This is a genomic window from Peribacillus sp. YIM B13481 (genome assembly GCF_042787985.1).
Taxonomy (GTDB): domain Bacteria; phylum Bacillota; class Bacilli; order Bacillales; family DSM-1321; genus Peribacillus; species Peribacillus simplex_A.
In genome coordinates this window covers 1-25,488 of the sequence record NZ_JBHZPE010000006.1, presented here as the reverse complement: position 1 = coordinate 25,488, position 25,488 = coordinate 1, and the positions used below count along the sequence as shown (strand labels likewise).

Below are 25,488 nucleotides of genomic sequence, written 5' to 3'. Positions count from 1 at the left end.
GAAAAAGCTGTGAAACTTCTTCTAAAATTCGGCTCTCGAATTCCCCTTGCTGTAGAAGGTTTCTCACCGATTCTAAAAATAATGAATGATAGCATGGAAGATAATGGTCCGTTACTATCCAAAGTGTTATATATTCCCCAGTAGATTTTGCACAAAAAAATTCATAGTTTGTTATTTGTAGGAAGTGCCCAAATACAAACTGATTCCCATGTCCATATATCAAAACAAAAAAATGGCGGTTCGGGTCCATTAAAGTCCTTCTTGCAACCTGTCATCATTCGGATTATCGTTGTTTAAGAGGATGCGAAGAAATTGAAAAAAACTGCATACTTTCTTCATACTTTTTTGCTAAACTTACTCCATCAAATAAGAAGGTGAATATTTTGAAAATCTCCTTTAAGTTGGGACTATGTATTTTTGTTTGCATTTTTTTGATGGAAACCGTTTCCATGATTTACTTACATAATAAAGTGATCCATTCCCGTATCAATCAAGAATTGGAATCACTGAAGGCCCGTGGCAATAGTCATCGTGATGTGTTGGAAATCACTTATTCAAACTCAACCCTTCAGCATATCGCCCTGATGGAATCACATACAGATACAGATGTCGTGATAATGAATACAAGAGGAGATATTCTGATATCTTCCGAAAAGGTAAATGGGGGAATGAAAAAAATCTTAGAAAAAAACCTCCCCCAAGTACCACGAAAGGGTCTCATCATCCAATCAAGTTGGAAGGATGAAAGGTATATAGCCACCGTTACGCCATTTATCAGTGATAAAAAAAATGAAGGCTATATCTATATGTTCAAAGATACGAGGGATGTTGAAGATTTAATCGCTCAATTGAATAGACATTTCCTCTTTGCAATTGTTTTGCTCCTTTTCTTCATGATTATCACCATTTATTTTCTTTCAAAAGCTTTGACTAGACCGCTTATTGCGATGAAAGAATCGACCACCAAACTCAGTAAAGGGAATTTTTCAGTGGCTGTACCAGTACGATCTCATGATGAACTTGGGGAACTTGCCCAATCCATTCAAAGCTTGGCTAATGAATTGAACTATTTAAAGAAGGAACGCAATGAATTTTTGGCAAGTATCTCTCATGAACTGCGAACGCCGCTAACTTATATAAAGGGCTACGCTGATATTGCCCGCCGAAAAGAATTGGATGCATCCGAAAGATCACGATACTTAGAGATCATCCATGATGAATCCCAACGATTAAATAGATTATTGGACGAACTATTCAATATGGCTAGAATGGATGTAAATACATTTACGATTTCAAAAGAAACCGTACAGCTCTCTACATTCCTGCAAACCATTCATGAAAAAGTGTTACCAGCTTTTACAAATAAAAAAATTCAATTGCACCTGGTATGCAAGGATCATTTATTTTTAGATATTGATCCCTCAAGGTTTGAGCAAGTTATTCTTAACCTGCTGGATAATGCACTGAAGTACTCGAACGAATATACAGTCACTACCATCAAAGCCACTGAATCGCTTAGCAGTATTTCCATCTCTATAATCGATCAAGGGGTTGGCATTCCAAGTGAAGATATACCCCATATCTTTGACCGATTATATCGTGTCGAGAAATCACGCGCTAGAGATACCGGTGGATTCGGATTGGGGCTCTCCATCGTCAAGCAATTAGTGGAAGTTCAAGGTGGAACCATTTCCGTTAAAAGCAATTTGGAGCAAGGAACGTGCTTCATTATCACATTTAAGGAGATAAAATATGAAGACAGTGGTTCTGGTCGATGATGAACAGAGAATGCTTGATCTTATAGAGCTATACCTTATACCTCACGGATATACTTGCATTAAGATGAAATCTGGACATGAAGCCTTACTGTTCTTAGAGCATGAACATGCTGACATTGTCATTCTTGATGTAATGATGCCTGAGATGGATGGATGGGAAACATGTGAAGGGATCCGGGGTTTTTCCAATATTCCCATAATCATGCTCACCGCCCGGGATGCTGCAGAAGAAATGGTGAAAGGGTTGAAAAAGGGTGCGGACGATTATGTAACGAAACCCTTTAATGAAGATGTTTTACTTGCCAGAATTGAAGCTGTTACACGAAGAGTACATAATCACCAAGGTGTGTTCTTTAAGGGGATACATTTAAATGAATCCGCTTATGAAGCGCATTATGATTCCAAAACCATCCCATTAACGCCAAAAGAGTTTTCCATGTTGTGCTTGTTTTTAAAATCCCCTGACCAAGTGTATTCCAGGGATCACCTGCTTTCGACCATATGGGGATTTAAAACGGATACGGAAGATCGGACAATCGATTCCCATATTCGCAATATTAGAGAGAAATTGCGCCATGCAGGTTTTCCAGTAGACCAACATTTGAAAACGGTCTGGGGCATCGGATATAAATGGAGTTCTGTGGATTGATATGGATTTCATTTCTGACTCATTAGCAACCAGCGGACCCTTTTTCATTGCTGTAAGTTTAGTATTGAACATATTGATTAGCGTTCTTGGTTTTATTCCAAGCGTATTCATCACGGCTGCCAATATCACCGCATTTGGATTTGAAAAGGGATTGATCCTTTCTTACATGGGAGAAATTGCCGGAGCAGTAGTCAGCTTTTGGTTATATCGAAAGGGCTTTCAAACTTTCAAACCCAAATTCATGAAGAACCGGTGGGTCATGCAGCTGCAAAAGTCACAAGGCTACCATGCATTTTGGATGATTCTGATGCTTAGAATCCTACCTTTTATACCATCCGGCGTGATCAACCTTACAGCAGCATTAAGCGAGACGGGCGTGATGACTTTCTTCCTCGCCACATCCATCGGAAAACTGCCTGCCCTCCTTGTCGAGGCGTACTCGGTGACACAAGCAATGAAGGCTTCAAACGATGTAAAGATCGTTCTAGTATTATTGATTTTGATCATCGCACTCTTGTATTACTTTAAAAGAGGTAAGAATAAAGAAATGTAATGAAATAGTAGAAGACCATGTAAAAAGAAGACTATTTGATATTTTCATTAAAATAAATAATGTTAAACATTATATAAGGATAGATAAAAATTGAACCTAATCAGCTTTATCTATCCTTATTTGTAGTATTACAACATTATGATTTGACACGGATAAATCAATAATTTCGTTATTCAAGAAATGCGCCCGATTTTCAGCTTATAAATATAAATTAAAGAATTGCTACTTTATTTAACGATCAACCAATCGGTAAAATTTACCTTATACACAATTCTGTACAAAATCTAGTAAATGCAATCAATGTTCTTAAAACCTCTTTACCGCTTTACATTTTTACTTTCTTATTGTTTTCTAGAGGCACAGGATCAATACTCTGATCATTAGCTGTCAAATCGATCCCGTAGTCCTTTGCGAATACCATGTGCGTTTCTACTAGAACCTCAGCTGTATTTTCATCTAAATTAAATACTCTGGCGCCGCGCAGTCTGTTCCTTTCAGCTCCTGGCAGACCATAAGCGCCGAACCCGGTACTTCCCGCATAACCAAGCAGGATTCCGTAATAATTACCTACATAAGTGTTTATATGATCATGTCCGCAAAAAACGCCCTTGACATCGCCTCTCTCCAGCATCGCTGAAAACAGCCCCCCGTTAATTGGTCCCATACACTCTTCTTCATTTCTTTCTCCTACTATATTATGCTTTTTAACGGCTACCTCATGATTGGAGTCAGCTCTTTGATCTACGCTCGCATACCACATAAACCTATGTTCCCACAGAGGAATATGGATGAAAGCGAGTGAAGGAATTTTTTTCTGCCATTTTCTCTCTAATTTTTTTGACGTCTCATAATACCAATTCACCTGATTAATACGAAGCCAGTCCCAAGTCGGATATCCTTGGAAATCTTGATTTGCAATGGTTTTTGGCGCATATCTTCCACTGTCAAGAAGCCAGAGGTTGAAAGCTGCCTTTTTTCCTTTTGAATCCTTTATAAGTAAATTCATGTTACCTGTCCCAGTAATACCTTCGACGGTAGGCTTGTTCATATTGTATTTATAAGAAAGATAGATTTTGAGCATGTCTTCCTCATTAAGACCGCCCTTCGGGGTAGAATCTTCATCATGATTTCCAAAGGTAATGGCCCACTTGATTCCTCTTTGTTCCATAGGGTGTGCGACATTGTTAATGGCTTGCTTCATCTCCATAGATGTATCGCATCCACCCGTAATAATGTCTCCATTAATCACAACAAAATCAGGTTTTTCTGTATCAAGCACTTTCTCCATAAGCTGTAATGTTCTACGATCAATACGTTCATCATCTTGTGTATCATTAAATTGAACGATTTTTAATTTTCCATTACGATTAAATTGAAGAGCCATGTCATCTTTTTCTTCTGCCAGTGCTGCAGTGCTAAATAAATCATCTGAAAGTCCAGAGAATCCAAGTGTTAAGGCAAGTGTACTCATTCCTCCTATCTTGATAAAATCCCGTCTATCCAACCCTTCATGTGGTTCTTGATTATTCATTAATAAAACTCCCATTCTCTTCTAGTAACTGTTTTATAGGGATCAAGCTATCGATACGATGGTGGAGCAAATTAACTATGTAGTTCCAATTCAAAAAACCATTATGGTAAACAAAAAATTGGATTTGTATATATATGATTACAAACTTACATTTTTTCGAAAATCACCCTATAAAGGTCAGTTCTTACTTCATAATAAGATGAAAGTATTAGTGGGGTATTAATGTTATATGAAAGATAAGTAAAAAAACAATAGAAGAAGGAATGTGTAAGATATCAAAAAATCCTTACTGTTCATCGGGGATATATGGTAATAGAGGGTTGTCTCCGCTATGGATGGATCGAAGTGCTTTCCCTTTTGTCGTGTATGCCAGTCTGACTATCTCTTTTCAGCTATTGAATCGATGCAGGGTAAATTGGTTCATTTCCTTGAATCTTATACCGAATATAATGAGAAAATGCCTATACTATCTTCCTGTTTTCTGGAAAAAAGAATGAATATATTGTGTTTTAATGGGGAATTCCTTTATAATGCGCATTAGATGATTTTTTTAGCACTGAATACGAGAGGAGACTGAATATGAAGAAACTATTGTACCCAATCGTTATTGGATTATTGGCAGTTGTTCTAACAGCTTGTGGTTCGAACGATGAAGCTGATAAAAAAAGTGGCGGGAAAGAGACTAAAACAACTGAGGAACAGCAAAACAAGAATGATGAGAAAGAAACGGCTAAAGCAACTGAGGAACAGCAAAAAAAGATGGAAGAAATGCAGAAGGAACTAGACAAGCAAAAGGTGGATGAAAAGAAAACCGTGGCCATCGTCAATGACGAAAAAATTTCAGGTGCGGAATATAATACCGTTTTGTCCACGACACAAATGCAGATGCAGCAATTCGGACAAGACCCAACATCAAAAGAGGGAGCCAAACAAATTAAAAAGCAAACGCTCGACTCTTTAGTAGGGCAAACATTGCTTCTTCAGGCTGCTGATAAAAAGGGCTATACAGCTTCCAAGGCTGAAATCGAAAAGCAACTTGCCCAAATCAAAGACCAATATGGAAATGAAGAGAAATTCAAGGAAGCGATGAAAAAGGCAGGCCTGAATTCAAAAATGTTGAATGCTCAGATCGCAGAGAATATTCCATATACGAAGTATGTTGAAAAAGAGATTAAAGTGGATGAACCAACTGACGAAGAAATTGAAAAGTCCTACGACCAGTATGCGAAGCAAGCTAAGGCAAGCGGGCAGAAGGTACAGAAACTTGAAGAAATGAAGCCGCAAATCAAGGAACAGCTAAAGCAGCAAAAGAAACAAGAAATGCTTGTAAAACGTGTGGAAGAACTTAAGAAAAATGCTAAGGTCGATATTAAGATTTAATGACTAAAAGAGCTGCAAAAAAAAACTGCACCCCAATTGTTAGACAGCATTAACAATTGGAGGTGCAGTTTTTTTTGATTAATGGACATCCTACTAACAAAACTGCAACAAAGTCCCCTATTCTGATAAATTGACTCAAATCCTTTTGAAGAAAAGTGCTGATGAAATGAAATGAATCAAGCAATTTATACTTTTTTATCGACAATCATCACTCACGGCCTTTCATTTTTTATACGCCCGTTTTAGAGAACCGTTCGATTCTTTCTCTGATTTCATCACGGACACGTTGGAAGGTAGCCCATTTTTCTTCATCAGTTCCTTCCGCTTTTGCCGGATCATCAAAGCCCCAGTGTTCCCGTTTAACATGCGGTGGCGTCATTGGACATTTGTCTGCCGCATCACCGCATAAAGTAACCACAAAATCCGCATTATTTAATATGTCAGTGTCGATGGTATCTGATGTTTGATTGGTGATGTCCAATCCCGCTTCACGCATTGCTTTTACGGCCTTTGGATTTAACCCGTGTGCTTCGAGCCCTGCACTAAGCACTTGCCATTCTTCACCTAAATATTTCTTCCCCCAGGCCTCTGCCATTTGGCTTCTGCAAGAGTTACCAGTACATAAGAAGTATAGTGTTTTTTTAGCCATGCTGTTTCTCTCCTTCATGAGTAGAGTAATCTTTAGTGTATGATGAGCAACCAAATATATAAACCAACTAATGTGATGAACAATGTTGGGATGGTTAGGATGATTCCAGTTTTAAAGTAGGTTCCCCATGAAATTTTCACGCCTTTTAACGATAGTACATGCAGCCACAGCAATGTAGCTAAAGAACCGATCGGAGTGATTTTCGGGCCCAAGTCCGAACCGATGACATTTGCATATATAAGGGCTTCCTTGATAACGCCGGTAGTATTGGTATCGGAAATGGCAAGTGCATCGATCATCACGGTTGGCATGTTATTCATAAGCGAAGAGAGAATGGCGGCAATGAAGCCCATTCCAATCGTTGCTGCAAATAATCCTTGATCGGCGGCAACTTGGATTAAATCCGTTAATACATTCGTCAATCCAACATTCCGCAGGCTGTAAACCACAACATACATGCCAATCGAGAAAAATACGATTGCCCATGGTGCGCCTTTAATAACCGTTTTCGTGTTGACTGCCGGGCTCCTACTAGCCATGATCAGGAAGAAAATGGCGACGATGCCTGCAATGATGGATACAGGTACCCCAATGAATTCACTTGAAAAATAACCAATAAGTAAAATTCCCAGAACAATCCAGGACAATCGAAACATTCTTTGATCCCGAATGGCTTCCACTGGCTTCTTAAGTTGTGATACATCATAATTCTTTGGGATGCTTTTACGGAAAAACAAATATAAAACCAAGATGCTAGCTACCAATGCAAAGATGTCCGGTACGATCATTCTCGATGCAAACCCGGCAAAACTGATACTGAAAAAGTCTGCAGATACTATGTTTACAAGATTGCTTACCACTAAAGGTAATGAAGTTGTATCGGCAATAAAACCACTGGCGATGATAAATGGAAAAATCATTTTATCACTAAACTTCAAGGCACGAACCATCGCTAATACAATTGGTGTAAGGATAAGGGCCGCTCCGTCGTTTGCAAAAAATGCAGCAACAAGCGCACCCAGAATACTTACATAAACAAACATCCTCACTCCGTTTCCCTTGGCTGCCCTAGCCATATTTAGTGCTGCCCATTCAAAAAATCCTATCTCATCCAAAATGAGCGAGATGATGATGATGGCAATGAAGGCGAGTGTCGCGTTCCAGACAATCGATGTCACATCAATGACATCAGCAAAATCCACCACTCCCACAAGTAAAGCCAAAACAGCACCGCCACAAGCTGACCATCCGATCGACAGTCCCTTTGGCTGCCAGATGACGAGAATGAGTGTTAATAAAAAGATGATAACTGCCAAAATAACTGATCCCACTTAAGTTGTACCTCCTAGTCAGTCCCAACAAATCCGTTTTCCTTGTGCTGTTAATTCTTCTAATTTAAAGTTTTGACTTGGCAAATCCCCGATGATCGTTAGAATAAATGAATGATATGAGGATGTTTTGTTTAACGAGTAAAAAATCCATTGTCCCCTTCTCTCTTCATTCACGATTCCACTATCTTTCAACTTTCGTAAATGTTGGCTGATAGCTGGCTGGCTCATTTCGAACAGGTCCACAAATTCACAGACACAGCATTCATGTTCAGACATGATCTTAACCATGGTCAAACGGGTTTTATCACCTAGTAATTTAAGTATGTTTGCGGTGGTTTCCAAATCCAAAGCTTCATTCATTTGCATACTGCCCCCCCTTATTCAATAGTTAAATAAGTATATGCTTATATGAAATCAATTCCTCATCATTATATAAGCATATTCTTATATACTCAAGTAAAAACTATACATCTTATTTAATATAACTTTACTCTGGTTTGACTACCCAAAAACGTCCCTTTCTTGCTCAGCGAATAGCAGTTAATCAAATATAGAATTTTTGTTAAGAAAGTATCGTTTATGGAGAGCGAAAGGAGAAGTTGGAGGGTATGACAATTCGTGAAGGAATCATACGAAACAAAAAAACTGCCGAGTTACCGGCAGTTTTTTTGTTTACAAATATTTCTTGTGAATACTTTTTCCATCATAGGAAAACATGACTTCTTTTCCTTCCATGACTGATTCCATATGCACGGAGCGGCCCCAAAGCTGATGGATATATGGCATGACTTTTTCGAGATATTTCAGATCCAGTTCAATATCTTCATACCAATGTTTTAGATAAAGTTCCCCATTACGCATGTAGTCTCCATCATTTACTGTGATATAGGGGAATCCGCCGTTAACCCTCATACTGACGAGTTGATCACGAATCTGTTCCCATGCCTTATCGACGATTTTGTAATCCTTGCCCTGCTTTTGGAATAAATACATATCCTCCCGCATGACCAGGTCTTTGGTCAAATAATTGCGGAGAAAGGAAATATCCGATTCGATTTCCCTGACTTCGAACATCTTTTCCCGGCCAGATCCAGGCTTGACACCCAGCTTGATCATTTCTTCGGTTGGATTATCATAGCGTTCTTCAATATCTTCAAGCACTTTCAATCCGAGATAATAAGGATTTATGCTGGTCTTTGATGGCTGAACGACACCTGCGTTCAGTTTTGCGAACTCAATGGCTTCCCCTGAGGATAAATCCAATTCACGGATTATGCGTTGATGCCAGTAGGATGCCCAGCCTTCGTTCATGATTTTCGTTTCCAGCTGCGGCCAGAAATAAAGCATTTCTTCCCTGATCATCGTCATGATATCCCGTTGCCAATCGGATAGGTCCCTGCTGTACTGTTCAATGAAAAGCATAATATCCTTTTCTGGCCTTGGCGGGAATTTTTTTCTTTTTTTAATGTTGGATTTCTTCGGTTTATCCTTATTATCAAGATTCCATAAATCATCGTATTGTGTGGCTGTCGGTTTTGCTTCCTCTTCTTCTTCCTCATCTTCCATCGTCCAGGCAAGCTTCGGTCTCATCAGTGACGGATCGATATGTTCTTCAATGGCTAAAAGTGCATCGAGGAAAGTTTCCACTTCCTTTTTGCCATGCAGGATTTCATATTCACGGATTCTTTCTGCCGTGGCCGACATACTTTCCACCATATCTCTCTTAGTATTATTGAAACGTACATTATTCTTAAAAAAATCACAATGGGCCAAAACGTGGGCGACAATCAATTTATTTTGTACTAGTGAATTGGAGTCCAGCAGAAAAGCGTAACAAGGATTAGAGTTAATGACCAGTTCGTAGATCTTACTTAATCCAAAGTCATACTGCAGCTTCATTTTATGAAACTGCTTCCCAAAGCTCCAATGAGAAAAACGGGTCGGCATCCCATAGGCACCAAATGTATAAATGATTTCTGAAGGGCAAATTTCATAACGCATCGGGTAAAAATCCAACCCGAATCCAGTTGCTATTTCTGTAATTTCACTAATGGCATATTCCAGAGCCTTTTGCTCCGCTCCATTCATCCGATATCCCCCTTGTCTTCCGCCTTTAAACTAATGTATGAAAAAAAGGAGGAAAAATGCCGTGATCATGAGTAAAGATCCTCGATAATAAAAAAAACACCTCCATGAAGAAGATGTCTGTTCAAATGATTCATGCAGTTCTGTACTCTATCTTAATTTCCCTACTCTATTATAATTTTGCGAATTCCGTATTCACTGCCCCCTTTTTCGCTTTTGACCGAATCCAGGAAATGATAAGCGCTGCAATGATTACAAAGCCTAAATATCCTGTGACGGGGTATACCGTTCCAACCAATTTTATGAAGCCAACGAAACTTGCAAGGAAGGCAAGGATCCCTACCATTATCACGGATATTTTAAAGCGTCTCGTTTCGGCAGGAACCAACCTGGCTGTGAATGCATACAGCATCCCGACAGCGGTATTATAAATCATTCCTAAAAGGATGATTGATAGGATATATCCCAACCATGGAGAAATCTGATTCGCTAAATGAAGGGTAGGCATTCCTGAGCCTTCTATGCCCTTCAAGTCGGACATCATCCCCAAATTGATTAACAATAGCAAGATCCCCAATCCGATACCTCCCAGAATCCCTCCAATACCAGCCTCCTTCTTATTCTTGAAGGTCCCTCCCATTACGGCTAGCATGGCAATTCCGGCAGTCATATTATATGAAACATAAAGTAATGAACCCATTATCCAGTTTCCGGTTGCAGCATTTCCTTTACTTGAAGATGAAATGATTTCATTGAAACTTAGATCGGATGTGAAAAATGAATAACCTGAAATAATGATCATGATAACAAATAAAAACGGTGTGACGGCACTAATGATGGACATTATTTTATTAACATTAAGTAAGAGCGTGCCAATCGTCAGCACTGTCATGACAATTGCACCAACTATACTGGGAATCCCGAATTGTTCTTCAAAAATCGTTCCGGAACCAGCAATCATGATGACAGTAACGCCAAACAAGAAAAATGTGATAATAACATCGACCACCCTGCCTAAATAGCGGCCACAAATATGTTCGATGATGCTTTTATGGGAGCGCGTTTGCAAAGTGCTCCCCAATTGCGTAACCTGCATGCCTAAGAACGCGAATAAAGCTGTCGCAACCACAATTCCCAATACACTGTAGATTCCAAAGCTAGTGAAGAATTGTAATACTTCTTGTCCTGAAGCGAAGCCTGCTCCAATGATGATTCCAATATATGCCCCTGCAAGATTTACACTGTTTTTCATATCCGACCCCCGCCCTAATTAAAAGATTATTCTGATAATTTGGATTAAATGAAATATCTTCCCGTTCATCACAATCCCTGATCCGTAATAGCTTCCCAGCTTCAGTAATTTTTACGATCCATCGCCCATGAAGCTGGGTAGAGCTATTATTCCAACTCTTGTTCATTTATCATTTGGAATATCTTTTACTATGGGAAGTGAATCCATCGACCGCAGCGTAATTGACTTCATAGCCAATGCCTGCCCCCTTTGGCACAGTTATGACTCCATCTTCCACTGTAACCTCTGGTTGAATGATGTCCTTATGCCAATAATTCGCAGATGCCGCCGTATCACCAGGCATCGTGAAGTTATCAAGTGTTGTCAATGCGATATTATGGGCACGCCCCACACCGGATTCCAACATGCCTCCGCACCAAACCGGAACATTTCTTTCTTTACATAATTCATGTATTTTCATTGCTTCCGTTAAACCGCCAACCCTGCCGATCTTAATATTAATGATTTTACAGCTTTCCAATTCAAGGGCTTTTCTTGCATCTTCCACGGAATGTATACTTTCATCCAAGCAAATCGGTGTTTTGATTTCCGCCTGTAATGTGGCATGATCGACAATATCGTCTGATGACAAGGGCTGCTCGATCATCATTAAATCAAATTGATCAAGTTGTTTCAGTAATTCGATGTCTTTCAGCCGGTAAGCGGAGTTTGCATCCGCCATGATCGGAACATCGGGATATCGACTGCGTACTTCCCTGATTACATCTACATCCCATCCTGGTTGTATTTTCATTTTGATTCTTTTATACCCATCTCTCAATCCAGCTTCTATCTTCGCCAGTAATTCAGGTACCGTTTTTTGGATGCCGATGCTGATTCCAACATCGATTTTTTTTAGTTCCCCGCCTAAAGCCATACTTAATGGAATATTCTTTTCTTTCGCATATAAATCCCAGATGGCCCCCTCGATTGCCGATTTTGCCATATTATTTTTACGAATATGCGAGAACATATCCGATACATCACGAGGATGCTCTATTTCTTTATTCAATACAAGCGGAATCAGGAAATCCTCCAGCATGGTCCAATTGGTTTTTATGGTTTCTTCGTTATACCAAGGTGCTGAAAACGCCACAGATTCAGCCCAGCCCGAAAGCCCCTCTCCATTTTTCACTTCTACAAGTATGAATTCCTTATCCACAAATGTTCCAAAACTTGTTGTAAATGGAGCTACCAAATCCATATTTAAATGACGTAAACGCACTTCTGTTATTTTCATCCCGATTCCCCTCTTATTCTTGTTTTTTTAATAAGTAGTTTTGAATGGTTTCACCTTGTTCCCGTGCTATTCCGACTGCAACATATCCTTTGGCAAAAAGCGTTTTGAATAATTCGCCCGTTTTCGACCGCCAATCAATCGCAAGGCGGAGATCATCTTTTTTGATTTTTTGAATATCTGTCGGAATGGGTATAGCGACCACGTCGGCATTGGTTTCCAAATGATAATCCTTGATGTAAGGAAAGCCTTGGTCATTCATTTCTGTGGTTACAATGTGTATGGCTTTATCAGGAAGTGGCGTCTCTTCCTTTGCTCCCTGCCCTATATTCCATTCCACCATGAAACGATCAGTGGACAATCCTTCATTGAGGGTATCCTTCATATTTCCATAACAATCTTCCATATATGTTGAACAAACCGCTTTTAGTTTACCGATATTCAAGTTTGCGTTCACACTTTCCAATGGATCATATGTCCATGTAATTAGATCGTAGCCTTTTTTGAGCGCTTCTTCTTTTTGTGCCAGTTTAAGTAATCTGCCGTAGCCCTTCTTTTGATGAGCCGGATGGATGGCTAACATATGTGAACAAAGAAACACCCTTCCATCCTTGAATCCCGGGAAACTGTATTGAAATCCAACTAACTGGTCATTGAGGTAACCGCCTAAAACAAGCCCTCCGTTTTTGACTGCGGTAATCGTCTGATGGGTAGGAACGCAATCCATGCCCCATACAAGGATTTCAAGACGCTGTACTTCTTGTAAGTCCTCTAGTGTTGTTAGGGATTTAATGATTAATTCATCAGTCATGTAGGTGTCCCCCCTCGCCATATTTCTCGAAAGTAAATATGATGGCCTTAGTCAGGATTTCAATTCCCGATAACAAAGCATCTTTGTTGAACGTCATGTTCGGATGATGGAGCCCTGGTGTCAAATTACATCCCAACCCAAGCATCGTCGCTTTGAGCTTGGGTCTTTTCAGCGTATAAAAATGAAAATCCTCTCCTCCAGTTGTAATGACAGGCGCTACCAGATTTTCTTCTCCGAGTGTATCGACTATCGCTTCAGCCATTATTTCCTGGGCTTGTTCATTCACGATTGCTGCAGCAACGTTGGTTCCCGGTTCGAGTTTCATTTCAACTCCATGGACAATGGCCAAGGATTCGGCAACTTTTTCCACCTTTTTGGTGAGCTCTTCCATGACAGCATTATCCTGAGCCCTTAAATCCAATGAGAAAGTGGCTCTCCCTGGGATGATATTGGAACTTTCGCCCCCAGCAAAAAACTGCGTCATTTTTACTGAATAAGGGATGGACGGATTGAGATGGATACCATTTAATAAAGTGACGAATGCTGCTCCTATCTCGATGGCATTTTGCCCTTGATGCGGTCTGGCTCCATGTGCATCCGTCCCCGCTATTTCTCCTTTAATGAACTGGGCAGCCCCATGGACAATGGCTGGAGCCGCCTGCCCATCCTTCACTTCCTCAACTGGCCTTAAGTGCACTCCATAAAGGAAATCGACATCATCCAAAACTTTCTCTTCAATCATCTTCAAGGCGCCCGTACCTTTTTCTTCAGCAGGCTGAAAAATGAATTTCAGCTTACCTCTTGGTCGAAAGTCCATTTCCTTCAATACCAGGAAAACACCAAGCGCCAAGGTCATATGCCCATCGTGTCCACATGAATGATTGGCCTGAAACGTCCCATGCACCTCCTGCCAAAGTGCATCGATATCCGATCGTAACCCGACTGTGAAATTCCCATCCCCGATTTCCCCAATCACTCCTGTACAGTCTTCGAATGATTTTACCTTGCATTGATTTTTCATTAAAATATTGGAAATGAATGCTGTCGTGCTCACTTCATTCCAACTCGTTTCAGGATTTGCGTGTAACTGGTCGAAGATATCGATGATACGCGGCCTTAATTTTTCTATTGTTAGTTTGATATCCATTTCTGTCTCCCCCTTAACTCCCGGCTTAATTGGCTTGACTTATGACTTTATTTCAAAAGAAATATTCGTCTTGATTGAACGCATCATATATGGCCTTTCTTTTTTTAAAACCCTGTTCATCTTTAATCGATACACCAGCTACTATACTATTCAATAATGAAAATAAAACCGGTGCCGTATCGATAGTGGAAGTCCTTGGTGTTGAAATAGGCAATAAAATGTCAGTGTAGTCAGCAATCGGAGCCAATTCAGAATCCGTTACGCCAATTACAAATGCACCCGCTTGTTTAGCCATTTCCGTAATTTTCACAGTTTCTTTCACATAACGGTGAAATGAAATGGCTACAAAGACAGAATTTTCAGTCATTTTATTCATCAGTAAAAAAATATCATCAGTATCCGGCCTATATAAATGGACCTCCTCCCTCACAAGCCTCAGTGTAAAGGTTAACCAATGTGCCGCAGAAAATGATAACCGATGTCCGGATATCAAAACATTGTCGGCTGCCGCCAATTTATCAACCGTTTTAGAAAAATCTTCATTTGATAAATTTTTGATTGTCTTTTCGATACTGACGATATCCTGCCCCATCACTTGAGCCATGAAGTTTGGTTGATTCGCAGCTTCAAGTTTTGAAGAATGATATTCATTCAAACTGCTGCTCTCGAATATCAACTGATTTCGAATAAGTTTTTGAAGTTCCGCAAATCCACTTAACCCCAATGAATAACAAAAGCGGATGATGGTCGTTTCACTCACACCTATATCATTCCCGAGCTTTTGAGCTGAAGTGACTGCAAATGTATGTGAATGTACTAACAAGTATTTTGCTACCTTTTTTTGGCCAGTTGATAAACCAGGGAATACTTCTTTAACTTTTTGCTGTAATTCCATAAAAAATCCCCTCTGAAGCAAGATATGAATCCAAAACTTCTAATATGACAATATGAAGTTTTTACTTCATCAATAATAAAGAGTATTTTATCATGGGACTTTTAATAAAACAATAATATTCAGAATTTTTAATAAAAAGAAATATCAAAGTACCTCAATCACAAAAAAACCACGAAGATGAACTCCATGGTTTCCTTATCTTTATTTATTTTTTATGACGCTTTGCATAGCCACATCGTTTACATAATTCTTCAACTGCACATCTTCTTGAAAAACCATCATACATATTTTTAGCCCGTTCACCATTTAAAATATCTTCAAGTGACGTTTCAAATATATTCCCCAGTGGAATTTTCCCTTCACTATCCAAACAACAAGGTACGACTGTACCATCCACCAAAATGCCTAACTGATCTCTAAGAGCATAGCAGAAAATATTCTCATCGATAATGTCACGGTCCAATTCTGGCCACTCGAATTTTTCAGCCATGTTTATATAAACGCGGTCCTTCAATTTAATATTATTCTTCTGCTGAAGAGCTTCACTTAAACGAATGTCCAATGAAAGCTTCTCCTCCAACATGCTGAGAATATCGTCGTTCAGGCCATTACTCGCTTTTAGTTCATCCGTATCCATATTCCATAAACGAATGGCACAAATCATTTCACTTTTTTCATTTGCCTCATTTATGAAATCGGCAATATTACTGACATATGAGTCGAGACTATTGCTCGTATCGTTTGCCTCAAAGCTATGAAGTGAAATATTCACCTGACGAAGGGCTTTTTTGGAGAGCAGCTTTTCTTTGACCTTTTGAATCAAAGTACCGTTCGTTGTTATATTCACCTTTAGGTCATTTTCTGCACTGATATCCAGGAATGTACCCAAATTTTTATTTAAAAAGGGTTCACCCATCAGATGAAAATAAATGTGATCGGTGTGCGGTTTGATTTTCTCGATTACATGTGTAAACCCTTCAGGATCCATGAATTTAAGAGTCCTTTGCAAGCTGGAGCTTGGACAAAAATTACACTTCAAGTTACATATATTTGTAATTTCCACATAAACTTTCTTAAACTTTCTCATTTTCTAATACCCCTACAATCAAGCTTATTGTTTCAATCTGATACTAACTATACTGGTTAGCTGCTCATAAAAGCAATGAAAACTTCATGGCAGCGGATATCAAGGAACGGATAGGTATCACTTCACCGTGGCAACTAATCCGATATCCACCATTTTCCGGACAATCCTTTAAAGAAATCAGAAAAAAACATCTTCTCGAGGTGAAGATGTTGGCTAAAATTCAAACCTTTTATTTTTGTCCTGAATTTACTTTCTTTTTTGCTCAGTGACCTTTAAACTAAGTAATTTTTCATTTTTCAAATCATGTTGTACGGTCACGATGACATTGAACTCATTTCCCTTATCCACGACTAAAAAGATGAAAGCATCTTCGACAAGACTTTCCGCTACAGTTTTCCTACCCTTATATTCGTAATCGGTAACCTCAACTTCAGGATAATCTGCCTGAACTACGGCAATCGCAATCTTTCCGTATTTTTCGTAATCGGGTTTTTGGGCCTGTGTTGAAATGGACCCTGCTTGTATAATCAAAAAAATCCCCATTAACATCACGATGACTTTTTTCAAAATTCTTCCTCCTCATATTTTCCTCTTAATATTATTATGTAAGATTGTTCATTTGTTATGCAGCTGCATCGCTTCTTTAACAAGCATGATTCCAACTGATCGATTCCTTTTCCATTCCTCAGGAAATACACTCAATGGAGGATTGGTTTCATCCACTAAATAACTAAGTTCGATTGTCATTCCCGGGCGGTGGAATTCAGTTATGAACCAATCCGTAAATCCACTTCCTACCGCTTCTTTTTCCGGAAAGGTCAGTTCATACCCAGTCAATTCCGATGTTTTTTTGGCAATCCCATAATCCCTCACCATATTTTCCCGTTTATTTTTGTAATGCCAAAAGATTTCCCTTCCTGAGGTATGATAGGCAACAGCAAGAAGGGGATCGATTTCCCTTGTAAAATCCGCAAGCGCTTTAACTTCAGCTGCTTCAAGTGGTTTTTCCCCTTTATAAAATTGATAAGATGGTTTTTTTTCATGACTCATGACTTCTTTCCATCCAGACGGATACTGCCTATTTAAATCAATGCCCTTGGCGTTGGCTTTCCATCGCGACCAATTCTTGCTATATCCGTTCATTTTCCATACTGCTGCCTTTTCAAGTATATTTAAGTTTGATAAATCTCCTTGCTGGATGCTGACTCCATCTGGATTAAGCATCGGGATGAACCAGATGCTTACTTCATCCAATGATCCCGACGGGTATTCTCCAACAGGCTTGCCCGCTCGATAAGCGGCTGCATAGTCTTCAAGCATGCTCATTAAAAGTTTGGAGCTGAGCCATTCCCGCCCATGATGCGACCCCACAAACAAAATCGATTTTTTTCCTTTTCCTAACTTGACTGCTTTTATATCTTTTCCCTTTTCAGTTTGACCGATTATTTGAACGTCCAATTCATACTGGTGTTGGATTCCTTGCAGATCCATTTCCATCCGCTCAGGAGAATACACCTCTTCTGCGAGTGTGGTTTCAGGAAAAAAAAGCAGGACAATTACTCCAATTACCATTATTTCTCTCATGTACTCACCTTTTTTTTTATTCAGGTAAAAAGCAACAACCGCGGTCCAAATACATCACCACTTATTGTAAGGAAATGTTCTGTCCGATCTGAACAAAATACAAATAGCTCCTTATTAAGGGGGAGAACTACATGAGGATTGCGGATTATGATCAGGCATTGTTTCACACACACCGTTCTGATTGGGACAGCTTGTTAGTATTGATGGTTCGGACGAAAGATCATTTTCTTTCAAAAAAAATAGAACATTTTTTGCACGCATACCGGTTTGAGCATGATTACCAAATTGTTCAATCCCAGTTGTATGCGCTGCTTCGTTATCTAGATCATGCGGCAGAAAAAACAAGTGATTATTTAAGTGAACTTCCAAGCTTAAATCAACTATAGTTTTTGCAAAACGGGAAAATTTATACAAGAAGATTGATTTTCGGGGATTTGACTTTGGCTGGTGAACCCTATAAAACAAGGAAGGGTCAGGTATGAAAATACCTGACCCTCATTTCATTATTTTTTCATTGTTGCATACGCAGCTGCATACATTTTAAGATCTTCAAGTAAACCTTCCACAAGTACGGCAGACTCTTCAAGTAAACCATCATTTTCATAATCGAAGCAATGTGGATCCAGAACCAATTGTTTGGCGATCACATTTGCATAAAGGCTGCGGCCCACTGTTCTCATTGAATTTAAGGCGTTGATCCCACCTTTTCCTCCGCCGGAGACAGCCAATAAAGCGACTGGTTTATGCGTGAATTGTTCATTGCTTAGAAAATCCAAGGCATTTTTCAAAGCTCCACTCATGGAACCATGATATTCCGGAGTGGTCAGGATCACACCATCCGCTTCCCCGATGCTTTTCCGAAGGCCTTGAATCACTTCCAATTGATATTGCTCACCTTCACCTGAATATAAAGGGATCTCACTATTGCTTAAATCAATAAGTTCCGCTCCGTATTTCTTGGAAATGTAGCGTGAGGCTATCCCTGTACGCCCTTGTTTACGTGGTGAACCATTAATGATTACTAATTTCATGAATATTCCTCCATTATCCCTTATTGCCGCTCACTCTAAATTCAATAATTTACCGATGTTTTCCGAGGTCACTTGCCAATACAGTATACCAAAACCGAAACCGAATTTCCTTGAATTTTGCTCATTCAAATTTCCCAGAGGCCACTTTAAGATACTTTTACACGAAAAAAACGAAAGACCGGAAATCTTTCGTTTAGCTTTTCATACCTTTAAACTAACGCTTCAATCTTGCCCATGAAATCTGCCATGACTCCCGATAACTTGGACTCAGCTTCTGGCATTGATTTACCTTGGACACCGAAATAGAATTTAATTTTCGGTTCAGTACCTGAAGGACGGAGGCATACCCATGTACCATCCTCAAGGAAATACTTCAATACGTTTGATTTCGGAAGCTCGATCAGTTCTTCACCCTCGGAAAGTAACGTACGCTTTTTGCTTCTTTGATAATCTTCTTCAACGACCACCGCGATTCCAGCTATACGAGCAGGCGGGTTTTGACGGAATTGATTCAAGATTCCTTGAATCTGTTTCGCTCCCTCAATGCCCTTTAAAGTTAATGAACGCAACCCTTCTAGGTAGAATCCATATTTTTCAAACACATTCAGTAACCCTTCATAAAGCGTCAAACCCTGCTTTTTATAATAAGCACAGACCTCAACAGCCAGCACAGCCGCTTGAATGGCATCTTTATCACGTGCAAAGTCTTTAATCAGATAACCATAGCTTTCTTCATATCCGAACAGAAAGCTATGTTCCCCGCTTTCGTTATACTGATTTATTTTCTCGGCGATGAACTTAAACCCGGTAAGTACATCAATCGTCTGCAAGCCATAGGACTCCGCAATCGTCCGCCCGATTTCCGAGGTGACGATTGTTTTTAAGACGACTCCATTTTGGGGAATATTCCCTTTTTCTTTTTTCTGGGACAGTAAATAATCAAGGAAAAGGGCGCCTGTTTGATTTCCAGTCAGGACAACATATTGACCCATCTCGTTTTTCACAGCAATTCCAAGCCGATCGGCATCTGGATCCGTTGCTATCAATAAGTCCGCTTCCACTTTGTTTCCAAGCTCGATTGCCATTTCAAATGCAGCTGGTTCCTCTGGATTTGGAGATTTGACTGTCGAAAAATCAGGATCTGGCAGTTCCTGGTCCTTAACTATATGCAAATTTTGATACCCTAAGCTTTGCAGTGCCCGCCTGACGGATTTATTTGCCGTTCCATGAAGCGGCGTAAAGACGATTGACACATCTATTTCCTCGGCAAGCCTTGGATTCTCGGGAACAGTGAGCAACTCTCGATTATATGCTGCATCCAATTCCTCCCCAATCATTTCGATGAGGCCCTGCCCTTTAAGAACTTCCGCTTCTTCAACCTGAATTTCAAGCTCATTTTCAATGGCATCCACATAGCTGATCACTTGATCCGCTGCTTCCGGTGGCAATTGTGCCCCATCTGGTCCATAAACCTTGTAACCATTATATTCAGGCGGATTGTGGCTTGCCGTAATGACAATTCCAGCAAAAGCATTCAGCTCGCGAACGGCAAATGATAATTCTGGTGTCGGACGCAACTCATCGAATAAATAAGCCTTCACCCCAAATGTCGCCAAGGTTTTAGCTGCTTCTAGTGCAAATTCAGGAGACTTATGTCTCGAATCATATGCAATCACAGCCCCTCTTCCTTTTGCCTCTTTCCCAAACGAAGAGATATATTGGGCCAACCCAACCGTTGCCTTCCTTACAGTATAAAGATTCATCCGGTTCGTTCCAGCTCCGATTTCCCCACGCATTCCGCCTGTTCCAAATTCTAAATTCTTATAAAAGGCATCTTCGAGTTTTGCTTCATCCCGCTGCATTTCCTCAAGGAGGACACGTAATTCCCCATTTAAATTCTGGTACCCTGCCCAAGTGGTGTATAAAGATTTCCAATCCATCTCCAACATCTCCTCCCAAACGCCTTATTTGTTATTATTATGTAGCTAGCTTACATATACAAAATTATCATATATATTCCAATAAATGAAGTAAAGGCTCGTAATGAATAGAACCGCATCAGCGTTCATCACATCACGAGCCCGTATACCTTTTATTTTCCGCCTTTTTGATAATGCAGTTTATAAATATCATGGCGGCGGTCTTTCAATTGCCTTACAGTACCTGACTGCCGTTCTCGCCGTAAGATCTCCAAATCAACATCGCCAATCAGGACCATCTCAAGGTTCGGGCTGGTTTCTCCGACTATGCCGTCACGTGCAAATTCGAAATCCGATGGAGCGAAGATTCCCGATTGAGCATATTGGATATCCATATTTTCCGTTTGAGGCAGATTCCCCACCGTTCCGGAGATGACGGTATAAATTTGATTTTCCACAGCACGGGCCTGGGCACAATAACGAACGCGCAGATAGCCTTGCCTGTCTTCTGTACAAAATGGAGTGAATATGATTTTTGCCCCCATATCGGTAGCAATCCGGGCAAGTTCCGGAAACTCAATATCATAACAAATTTGTATCGCGATTTTCCCGCAGTCCGTATCAAAGACACGAACACGGTCACCAGCGTTGATGCCCCACCATTTTCTTTCATTCGGTGTGATGTGAATTTTATATTGCTTTTCAATCGTCCCGTCACGACGGAATAAATAAGCGATATTATAGATGTTATCATCATCTTCTTTTACGAAATGGGAACCGCCGATGATATTGACGTTATACCTTACTGCTAAAGTGGTGAACAATTCAATGTACTGCTCCGTGAAATCGGACAGTTTCCGTACAGCCAAGCTTGGTGATCTTTCATTTAAGAAAGACATCAACTGGGTAGTGAACAATTCCGGGAATACGGCAAAATCCGCATTAGCATCCGAAGCCACGTCGGTGAAATACTCAACTTGGTTCGCGAAGTCCTCGAATGAATCGATTTTACGCAGCATGTATTGTACGACGCAGATCCGTACCGGTTCGGATGTTTTATAATAACGTTTTGTTTTCGGCTGATAATCGACGTTATTCCACTCCATGAGAGTAGCATACTTATTGGATTGCAGATCATCCGGCAAGTAATTCGGATTGATCCTCATTAGCGTGAAGCCATTTAAAAGCTGGAACGAAAGGACTGGGTCATATATTTTATGCAATTGCACCTCTTTGACATATTCCCTTGGTAGCAATTCCTCCGCATGTTTATGGTAATTGGGGATCCTGCCACCTATAATGATGCTTTTTAAATTCAATTGGGCAACAAGTTCTTTCCTTGAATCATATAGTCTTTGACCAATTTTCATCCTGCGGAATTTAGGATGGACCATGACCTCGATTCCATATAAATTATAACCGTCCGGATTATGATTCGTGATGTATCCATTATCAGTTACATCATCCCATGTATGGCGATCATCATATTCGTCAAAATTAATGATGAGGCTGGAACATGAGCCAATCACTCTACCATCATATTCAGCCACAAACTGTCCTTCTGGAAAAATCGCCAGATGGCTCTCAAGCTGATCTCGCTTCCAGGGAACCATTCCAGGAAAGCAACTCGACTGTAGAGCAATTATTTCATCTATATCTCCTAGCCTCATATTACGTATTTCCATTATTTTTTCATATTTATGCAGGTCTAAATTTGGCATTTTCCTCAGACTCCTTTAATCTCTTCCGTAAGAATTATACCCCTTATTCAAAAATTAAAACAACTGAACCTACCCAAGGTTTTCAAAATTCCATTGATAAAAATCATTCTTAATGTCCCAGAAAAAGAATATATATTTTACAGACGCAGTCCATACATACTATACTTTTCATGAGAGCAAAAAGAGATGGGGAAGAGGAACCATGAACAATACAAAACGCAGTGTGGAAAACTTATGTTTGTAGCCTGGCTGCTTCCATCATTGCTTTTTCAGGAAGCTTATATTTTTCTGAAATGAAGCAATATGAACCATGCTCGCTCTGTTGGTATCAGCGGATCATCATGTATCCTTTTACAATCATTTTAGGAATTGCAATCATTCGAAAAGATTATTGGATCAGCTTTTATACCATGATACTATCCGAATCGGGTGCATTCATTTCCACTTACCATAATTTGATACAAAAGGTCTCATCCTTTCTGACCACACCCTTGCATGCTGAAGGGTTTCATGTACAGTACAATATATTAACGTATTGGGTTTAATTACCATCCCATTCCTAGCCTTGACTGCATTCGTCATTATTTTTATATGCAGTTACATCGTATGGACAAGATCCAAGGAGGTTGCAGCTTAATGAAGAAAATGGCTATAATTTTAGTAATAATCGTCGCGCTATTTGTCCTGCTCGGCGTATTTACAAACATGAAAAAAGAAGAAAAATCAAAAGGAAATCCATACGGCAAAGATAAGCTCAAATCAGCTACTGTCGATCAGCTGGATGATCCCAATTATCAAAACTTGATCCTGCCTGAAGAATTGGAGCAGGACCTTCAAGATAATAAAGATGTGACCGTTTATTTCTATAGTCCTTCGAATTCGATCAGTCAAAAAACCACACCCGTCGTGGCACCTTTGGCAGAAAAGCTGGGAATCGATCTAGTTCAATACAACCTTTTGGAGTTTGAACAAGGCTGGAGCGATTATGGCATCAAAAAGGAGCCGACCATCGTTCACTATAAAAATGGACAGGAACAAGAACGGATCGTTGGCTTTAATAAAGAGGAAACCTTCGAGAAATGGTTCGAGGACCACGATATTAATTAAGGATGAAAAAAATGAGCCGGCCCTAACGGAAATCTTCACCCGTTATAGCCGGTTCATTTTTTTTGACTTATACTAAATATTGATTGGCCACCTTGATATCCATCATCTGCATCTCATTACCCGCTTCATGATGTATATGTGAAAAATGGTCATAATAAAAAGGGAAGAATATTCCGCATTCATTCAATAGAGTGATGTTATGTTGGAACAATTCTTCAGACTTAGATTCCATCACTATAGAATCTTCTCTCTTCTGTTTATCCAATATCGACATGAGGATTTGAAGACATGTCATAACTTGAAATGCATCTCTTAATGTTGCTAAGTAAGTAAAAGAACCCTGATTCGGCTTCAAAACGCCAATCTCACGAAAATGAAGGATTTCACTTTCCGTAAAGTATTTCGGAAATACAGATTCGTAGAAACGAGAAACGAGACTCGCTATTTCTTGCTCTTGTTCTTCAGTTGAAGAAAAGACCGTCTTCACTAAAAAAACCACCTTTTTTCAGATCCGTTAGACCTATCTAATATATGTATACTCTAGGACAAGCGATTTCTTTCCCAATAGAATAACATAAAAATTGTAAAAAATATGTGGTAATTTCCACCACGAAAATCTTAGCAATAGGTCAAAGGTTATTTTTTTCATTTAACCACAACCAAACAAGGCGAAAGTAGGAATGAAATTGGAAAATTTCAATATAACTAACCAACATTTATTAATAGAAGTACTGGACAGCTGGAATGGATTAACATTGGAAAAGCTTTTTAGGGAGCGGTGGAAAGCCCCAAAGAAGTTGGTGCATGAGTGGAGGATGAGTAAAGAAGTGACAGTGAACGGCAATTCCGTCACATGGTCAACTGTCCTTACTGAAGGAGATACGGTCAGCATCCCCATGCTGGATCAAACTGAAAATGAAACTGTTAAAACGGCAGACTTAGAAATATCCATCTTATATGAAGATGACCTGTTGTTGATAGCCAATAAACCGGCTGGAATGGATACTCACCCTTCTCTCCCAGGTGAAGCACACTCCCTCATCAATGGAGTTGCGCACCACCTTCGGCAAACCGGCCAGACCTGTATGATCAAGCATATTCATAGGCTTGATAAAGATACCACCGGTGCGGTCCTTTTTGCCAAAAACCGCCTCATTGGGTCCATGCTGGATAGAATGTTGGAAGCAAGGGAAATCAAACGGACTTACCTTGCTTTAGTCGAAGGAAACATAAAAAAGGATGAAGGCGAAATCAAAGAAAAAATTGGCCGGGACCGCCACCATGCCACGAGACGAAGGGTTTCCCCTTCAGGTCAGACCGCAGTTACCCATTACCGGGTGCTCAATCGCGATCCCAAGAAAAACTTGACACTCGTCAGCTGTACTTTGGAAAGCGGCCGAACCCACCAGATCAGGGTACATTTCAGCCATCTGAATCACCCTTTGGCCGGAGATACCCTTTATGGAGGAAGAAGGACTTTCCCACGTCAAGCCCTGCATGCACGAAAAATCGAATTCATCCACCCCATTTCCGAGGAAAAGTTGATTATTGAAGCTCCTTTCCTGGATCGACCTGAAATATTCAATTTTCACATATAATAGAAAAACACCGTTCCATTGGAACGGTGTTTCAGACTGTAGACAAACTCGATGAAAATCGAGTTTGTCTATTTTTTATGAGTTGTACAATTTGGCCGTTGATT

25 protein-coding genes are annotated in these 25,488 nt (G+C 39.9%); 8 read left to right on the top strand and 17 right to left on the bottom strand.

The window, feature by feature from the left end:
- Positions 1-374: 374 nt before the first annotated feature.
- Genes ACFX4X_RS05925 through ACFX4X_RS05915 form a run of 3 tightly spaced genes read left to right on the top strand, consistent with a single transcriptional unit; the run spans position 375 to position 2,980 of the window.
- The gene (locus tag ACFX4X_RS05925; protein ID WP_377382455.1) at positions 375-1,778 is read left to right on the top strand and encodes a sensor histidine kinase; all 1,404 of its coding nucleotides are present in this window, start codon (positions 375-377) and stop codon (positions 1,776-1,778) included.
- A complete protein-coding gene (locus ACFX4X_RS05920) occupies positions 1,753-2,427 on the top strand; it encodes a response regulator transcription factor (protein ID WP_317777174.1) in 675 nt (224 codons plus the stop codon). The genes ACFX4X_RS05925 and ACFX4X_RS05920 overlap by 26 nt, the downstream gene beginning before the upstream one ends.
- Before the next feature lies 1 nt (position 2,428).
- Complete coding sequence (locus ACFX4X_RS05915) at positions 2,429-2,980, top strand: TVP38/TMEM64 family protein (protein WP_377382451.1); 552 nt, start codon at positions 2,429-2,431, stop codon at positions 2,978-2,980.
- A gap of 325 nt (positions 2,981-3,305) precedes the next feature.
- Here ACFX4X_RS05915 and ACFX4X_RS05910 read toward each other — a convergent pair whose 3' ends face one another.
- Positions 3,306-4,511: a metallophosphoesterase family protein gene (locus tag ACFX4X_RS05910; protein ID WP_377382449.1), complete on the bottom strand. Its 1,206-nt coding sequence runs from the start codon at positions 4,509-4,511 to the stop codon at positions 3,306-3,308.
- Between the two features lie 579 nt (positions 4,512-5,090).
- On the opposite strand from ACFX4X_RS05910, the gene ACFX4X_RS05905 reads away from it, so the two are divergent.
- A complete protein-coding gene (locus ACFX4X_RS05905; RefSeq protein WP_377382446.1) occupies positions 5,091-5,891 on the top strand; it encodes a SurA N-terminal domain-containing protein in 801 nt (266 codons plus the stop codon).
- Positions 5,892-6,120: 229 nt separating this feature from the next.
- On the opposite strand, the gene arsC is transcribed toward ACFX4X_RS05905, so the two are convergent.
- From arsC to ACFX4X_RS05845, 12 genes are all read right to left on the bottom strand, one after another.
- Positions 6,121-6,540: an arsenate reductase (thioredoxin) gene (arsC, locus tag ACFX4X_RS05900; RefSeq protein ID WP_377382443.1), complete on the bottom strand. Its 420-nt coding sequence runs from the start codon at positions 6,538-6,540 to the stop codon at positions 6,121-6,123.
- 32 nt (positions 6,541-6,572) lie between these two features.
- Positions 6,573-7,871 carry an arsenic transporter gene (locus tag ACFX4X_RS05895; protein WP_289338093.1) on the bottom strand — a complete coding sequence of 433 codons (1,299 nt, stop codon included), beginning with the start codon at positions 7,869-7,871 and terminating at the stop codon, positions 6,573-6,575.
- An 18-nt stretch (positions 7,872-7,889) separates the two neighbouring features.
- Complete coding sequence (locus ACFX4X_RS05890; protein ID WP_377382439.1) at positions 7,890-8,237, bottom strand: ArsR/SmtB family transcription factor; 348 nt, start codon at positions 8,235-8,237, stop codon at positions 7,890-7,892.
- A 306-nt stretch (positions 8,238-8,543) separates the two neighbouring features.
- Positions 8,544-9,959, bottom strand: a complete 1,416-nt coding sequence (locus ACFX4X_RS05885; RefSeq protein WP_377382436.1) for a SpoVR family protein — start codon at positions 9,957-9,959, stop codon at positions 8,544-8,546.
- Between the two features lie 169 nt (positions 9,960-10,128).
- On the bottom strand, positions 10,129-11,208 hold the full coding sequence (locus ACFX4X_RS05880) for a YkvI family membrane protein (RefSeq protein WP_318687655.1): 1,080 nt from the start codon (positions 11,206-11,208) through the stop codon (positions 10,129-10,131).
- A gap of 169 nt (positions 11,209-11,377) precedes the next feature.
- Positions 11,378-12,487 (bottom strand): o-succinylbenzoate synthase, encoded by a 1,110-nt coding sequence (gene menC, locus ACFX4X_RS05875; RefSeq protein ID WP_377382433.1) that lies wholly within the window; start codon positions 12,485-12,487, stop codon positions 11,378-11,380.
- 13 nt (positions 12,488-12,500) lie between these two features.
- Positions 12,501-13,295, bottom strand: a complete 795-nt coding sequence (locus tag ACFX4X_RS05870; RefSeq protein ID WP_377382430.1) for a GNAT family N-acetyltransferase — start codon at positions 13,293-13,295, stop codon at positions 12,501-12,503.
- Entirely contained in the window at positions 13,288-14,442 is a 1,155-nt protein-coding gene (locus ACFX4X_RS05865) for a M20 peptidase aminoacylase family protein (RefSeq protein ID WP_377382427.1), read from the bottom strand. Before ACFX4X_RS05865 ends, ACFX4X_RS05870 begins: the two co-directional genes overlap by 8 nt.
- A 52-nt stretch (positions 14,443-14,494) precedes the next feature.
- On the bottom strand, positions 14,495-15,337 hold the full coding sequence (locus ACFX4X_RS05860; protein ID WP_284471627.1) for a MurR/RpiR family transcriptional regulator: 843 nt from the start codon (positions 15,335-15,337) through the stop codon (positions 14,495-14,497).
- Positions 15,338-15,542: 205 nt separating this feature from the next.
- Positions 15,543-16,424 (bottom strand): radical SAM/SPASM domain-containing protein, encoded by an 882-nt coding sequence (locus ACFX4X_RS05855; RefSeq protein WP_089364698.1) that lies wholly within the window; start codon positions 16,422-16,424, stop codon positions 15,543-15,545.
- Between the two features lie 246 nt (positions 16,425-16,670).
- A complete protein-coding gene (locus ACFX4X_RS05850) occupies positions 16,671-16,991 on the bottom strand; it encodes a DUF3889 domain-containing protein (protein WP_377382423.1) in 321 nt (106 codons plus the stop codon).
- Between the two features lie 48 nt (positions 16,992-17,039).
- Positions 17,040-18,008: a M14 family zinc carboxypeptidase gene (locus ACFX4X_RS05845; protein WP_377382421.1), complete on the bottom strand. Its 969-nt coding sequence runs from the start codon at positions 18,006-18,008 to the stop codon at positions 17,040-17,042.
- Between the two features lie 131 nt (positions 18,009-18,139).
- Between ACFX4X_RS05845 and ACFX4X_RS05840 the strand changes: the two genes are divergently transcribed.
- The gene (locus ACFX4X_RS05840; protein ID WP_061461868.1) at positions 18,140-18,394 is read left to right on the top strand and encodes a YhdB family protein; all 255 of its coding nucleotides are present in this window, start codon (positions 18,140-18,142) and stop codon (positions 18,392-18,394) included.
- 117 nt (positions 18,395-18,511) lie between these two features.
- On the opposite strand, the gene ACFX4X_RS05835 is transcribed toward ACFX4X_RS05840, so the two are convergent.
- The 3 genes from ACFX4X_RS05835 to ACFX4X_RS05825 all read right to left on the bottom strand — a co-directional run bounded on the left by ACFX4X_RS05835 (position 18,512) and on the right by ACFX4X_RS05825 (position 22,679).
- Positions 18,512-19,039: an NADPH-dependent FMN reductase gene (locus tag ACFX4X_RS05835; protein WP_061461867.1), complete on the bottom strand. Its 528-nt coding sequence runs from the start codon at positions 19,037-19,039 to the stop codon at positions 18,512-18,514.
- A gap of 209 nt (positions 19,040-19,248) precedes the next feature.
- The gene (locus tag ACFX4X_RS05830; RefSeq protein WP_377382418.1) at positions 19,249-20,979 is read right to left on the bottom strand and encodes a phospho-sugar mutase; all 1,731 of its coding nucleotides are present in this window, start codon (positions 20,977-20,979) and stop codon (positions 19,249-19,251) included.
- A gap of 152 nt (positions 20,980-21,131) precedes the next feature.
- Positions 21,132-22,679: a carbon-nitrogen hydrolase family protein gene (locus ACFX4X_RS05825; RefSeq protein WP_061461865.1), complete on the bottom strand. Its 1,548-nt coding sequence runs from the start codon at positions 22,677-22,679 to the stop codon at positions 21,132-21,134.
- 293 nt (positions 22,680-22,972) lie between these two features.
- On the opposite strand from ACFX4X_RS05825, the gene ACFX4X_RS05820 reads away from it, so the two are divergent.
- Both ACFX4X_RS05820 and ACFX4X_RS05815 read left to right on the top strand, forming a co-directional pair.
- Positions 22,973-23,224, top strand: coding sequence for a disulfide bond formation protein B (locus ACFX4X_RS05820; protein WP_375166312.1), 252 nt, complete (start codon positions 22,973-22,975; stop codon positions 23,222-23,224).
- 91 nt (positions 23,225-23,315) lie between these two features.
- Positions 23,316-23,786 (top strand): thioredoxin family protein, encoded by a 471-nt coding sequence (locus ACFX4X_RS05815; RefSeq protein ID WP_284471631.1) that lies wholly within the window; start codon positions 23,316-23,318, stop codon positions 23,784-23,786.
- 67 nt (positions 23,787-23,853) lie between these two features.
- Here the strand turns inward: ACFX4X_RS05815 and ACFX4X_RS05810 are convergent, their stop codons facing one another.
- On the bottom strand, positions 23,854-24,273 hold the full coding sequence (locus tag ACFX4X_RS05810; protein ID WP_125163472.1) for a DUF5365 family protein: 420 nt from the start codon (positions 24,271-24,273) through the stop codon (positions 23,854-23,856).
- Positions 24,274-24,466: 193 nt separating this feature from the next.
- Here ACFX4X_RS05810 and ACFX4X_RS05805 point away from each other — a divergent pair, with 193 nt between their 5' ends.
- Positions 24,467-25,384, top strand: coding sequence for an RluA family pseudouridine synthase (locus tag ACFX4X_RS05805; protein WP_377382414.1), 918 nt, complete (start codon positions 24,467-24,469; stop codon positions 25,382-25,384).
- The last annotated feature ends 104 nt before the right edge of the window (positions 25,385-25,488 follow it).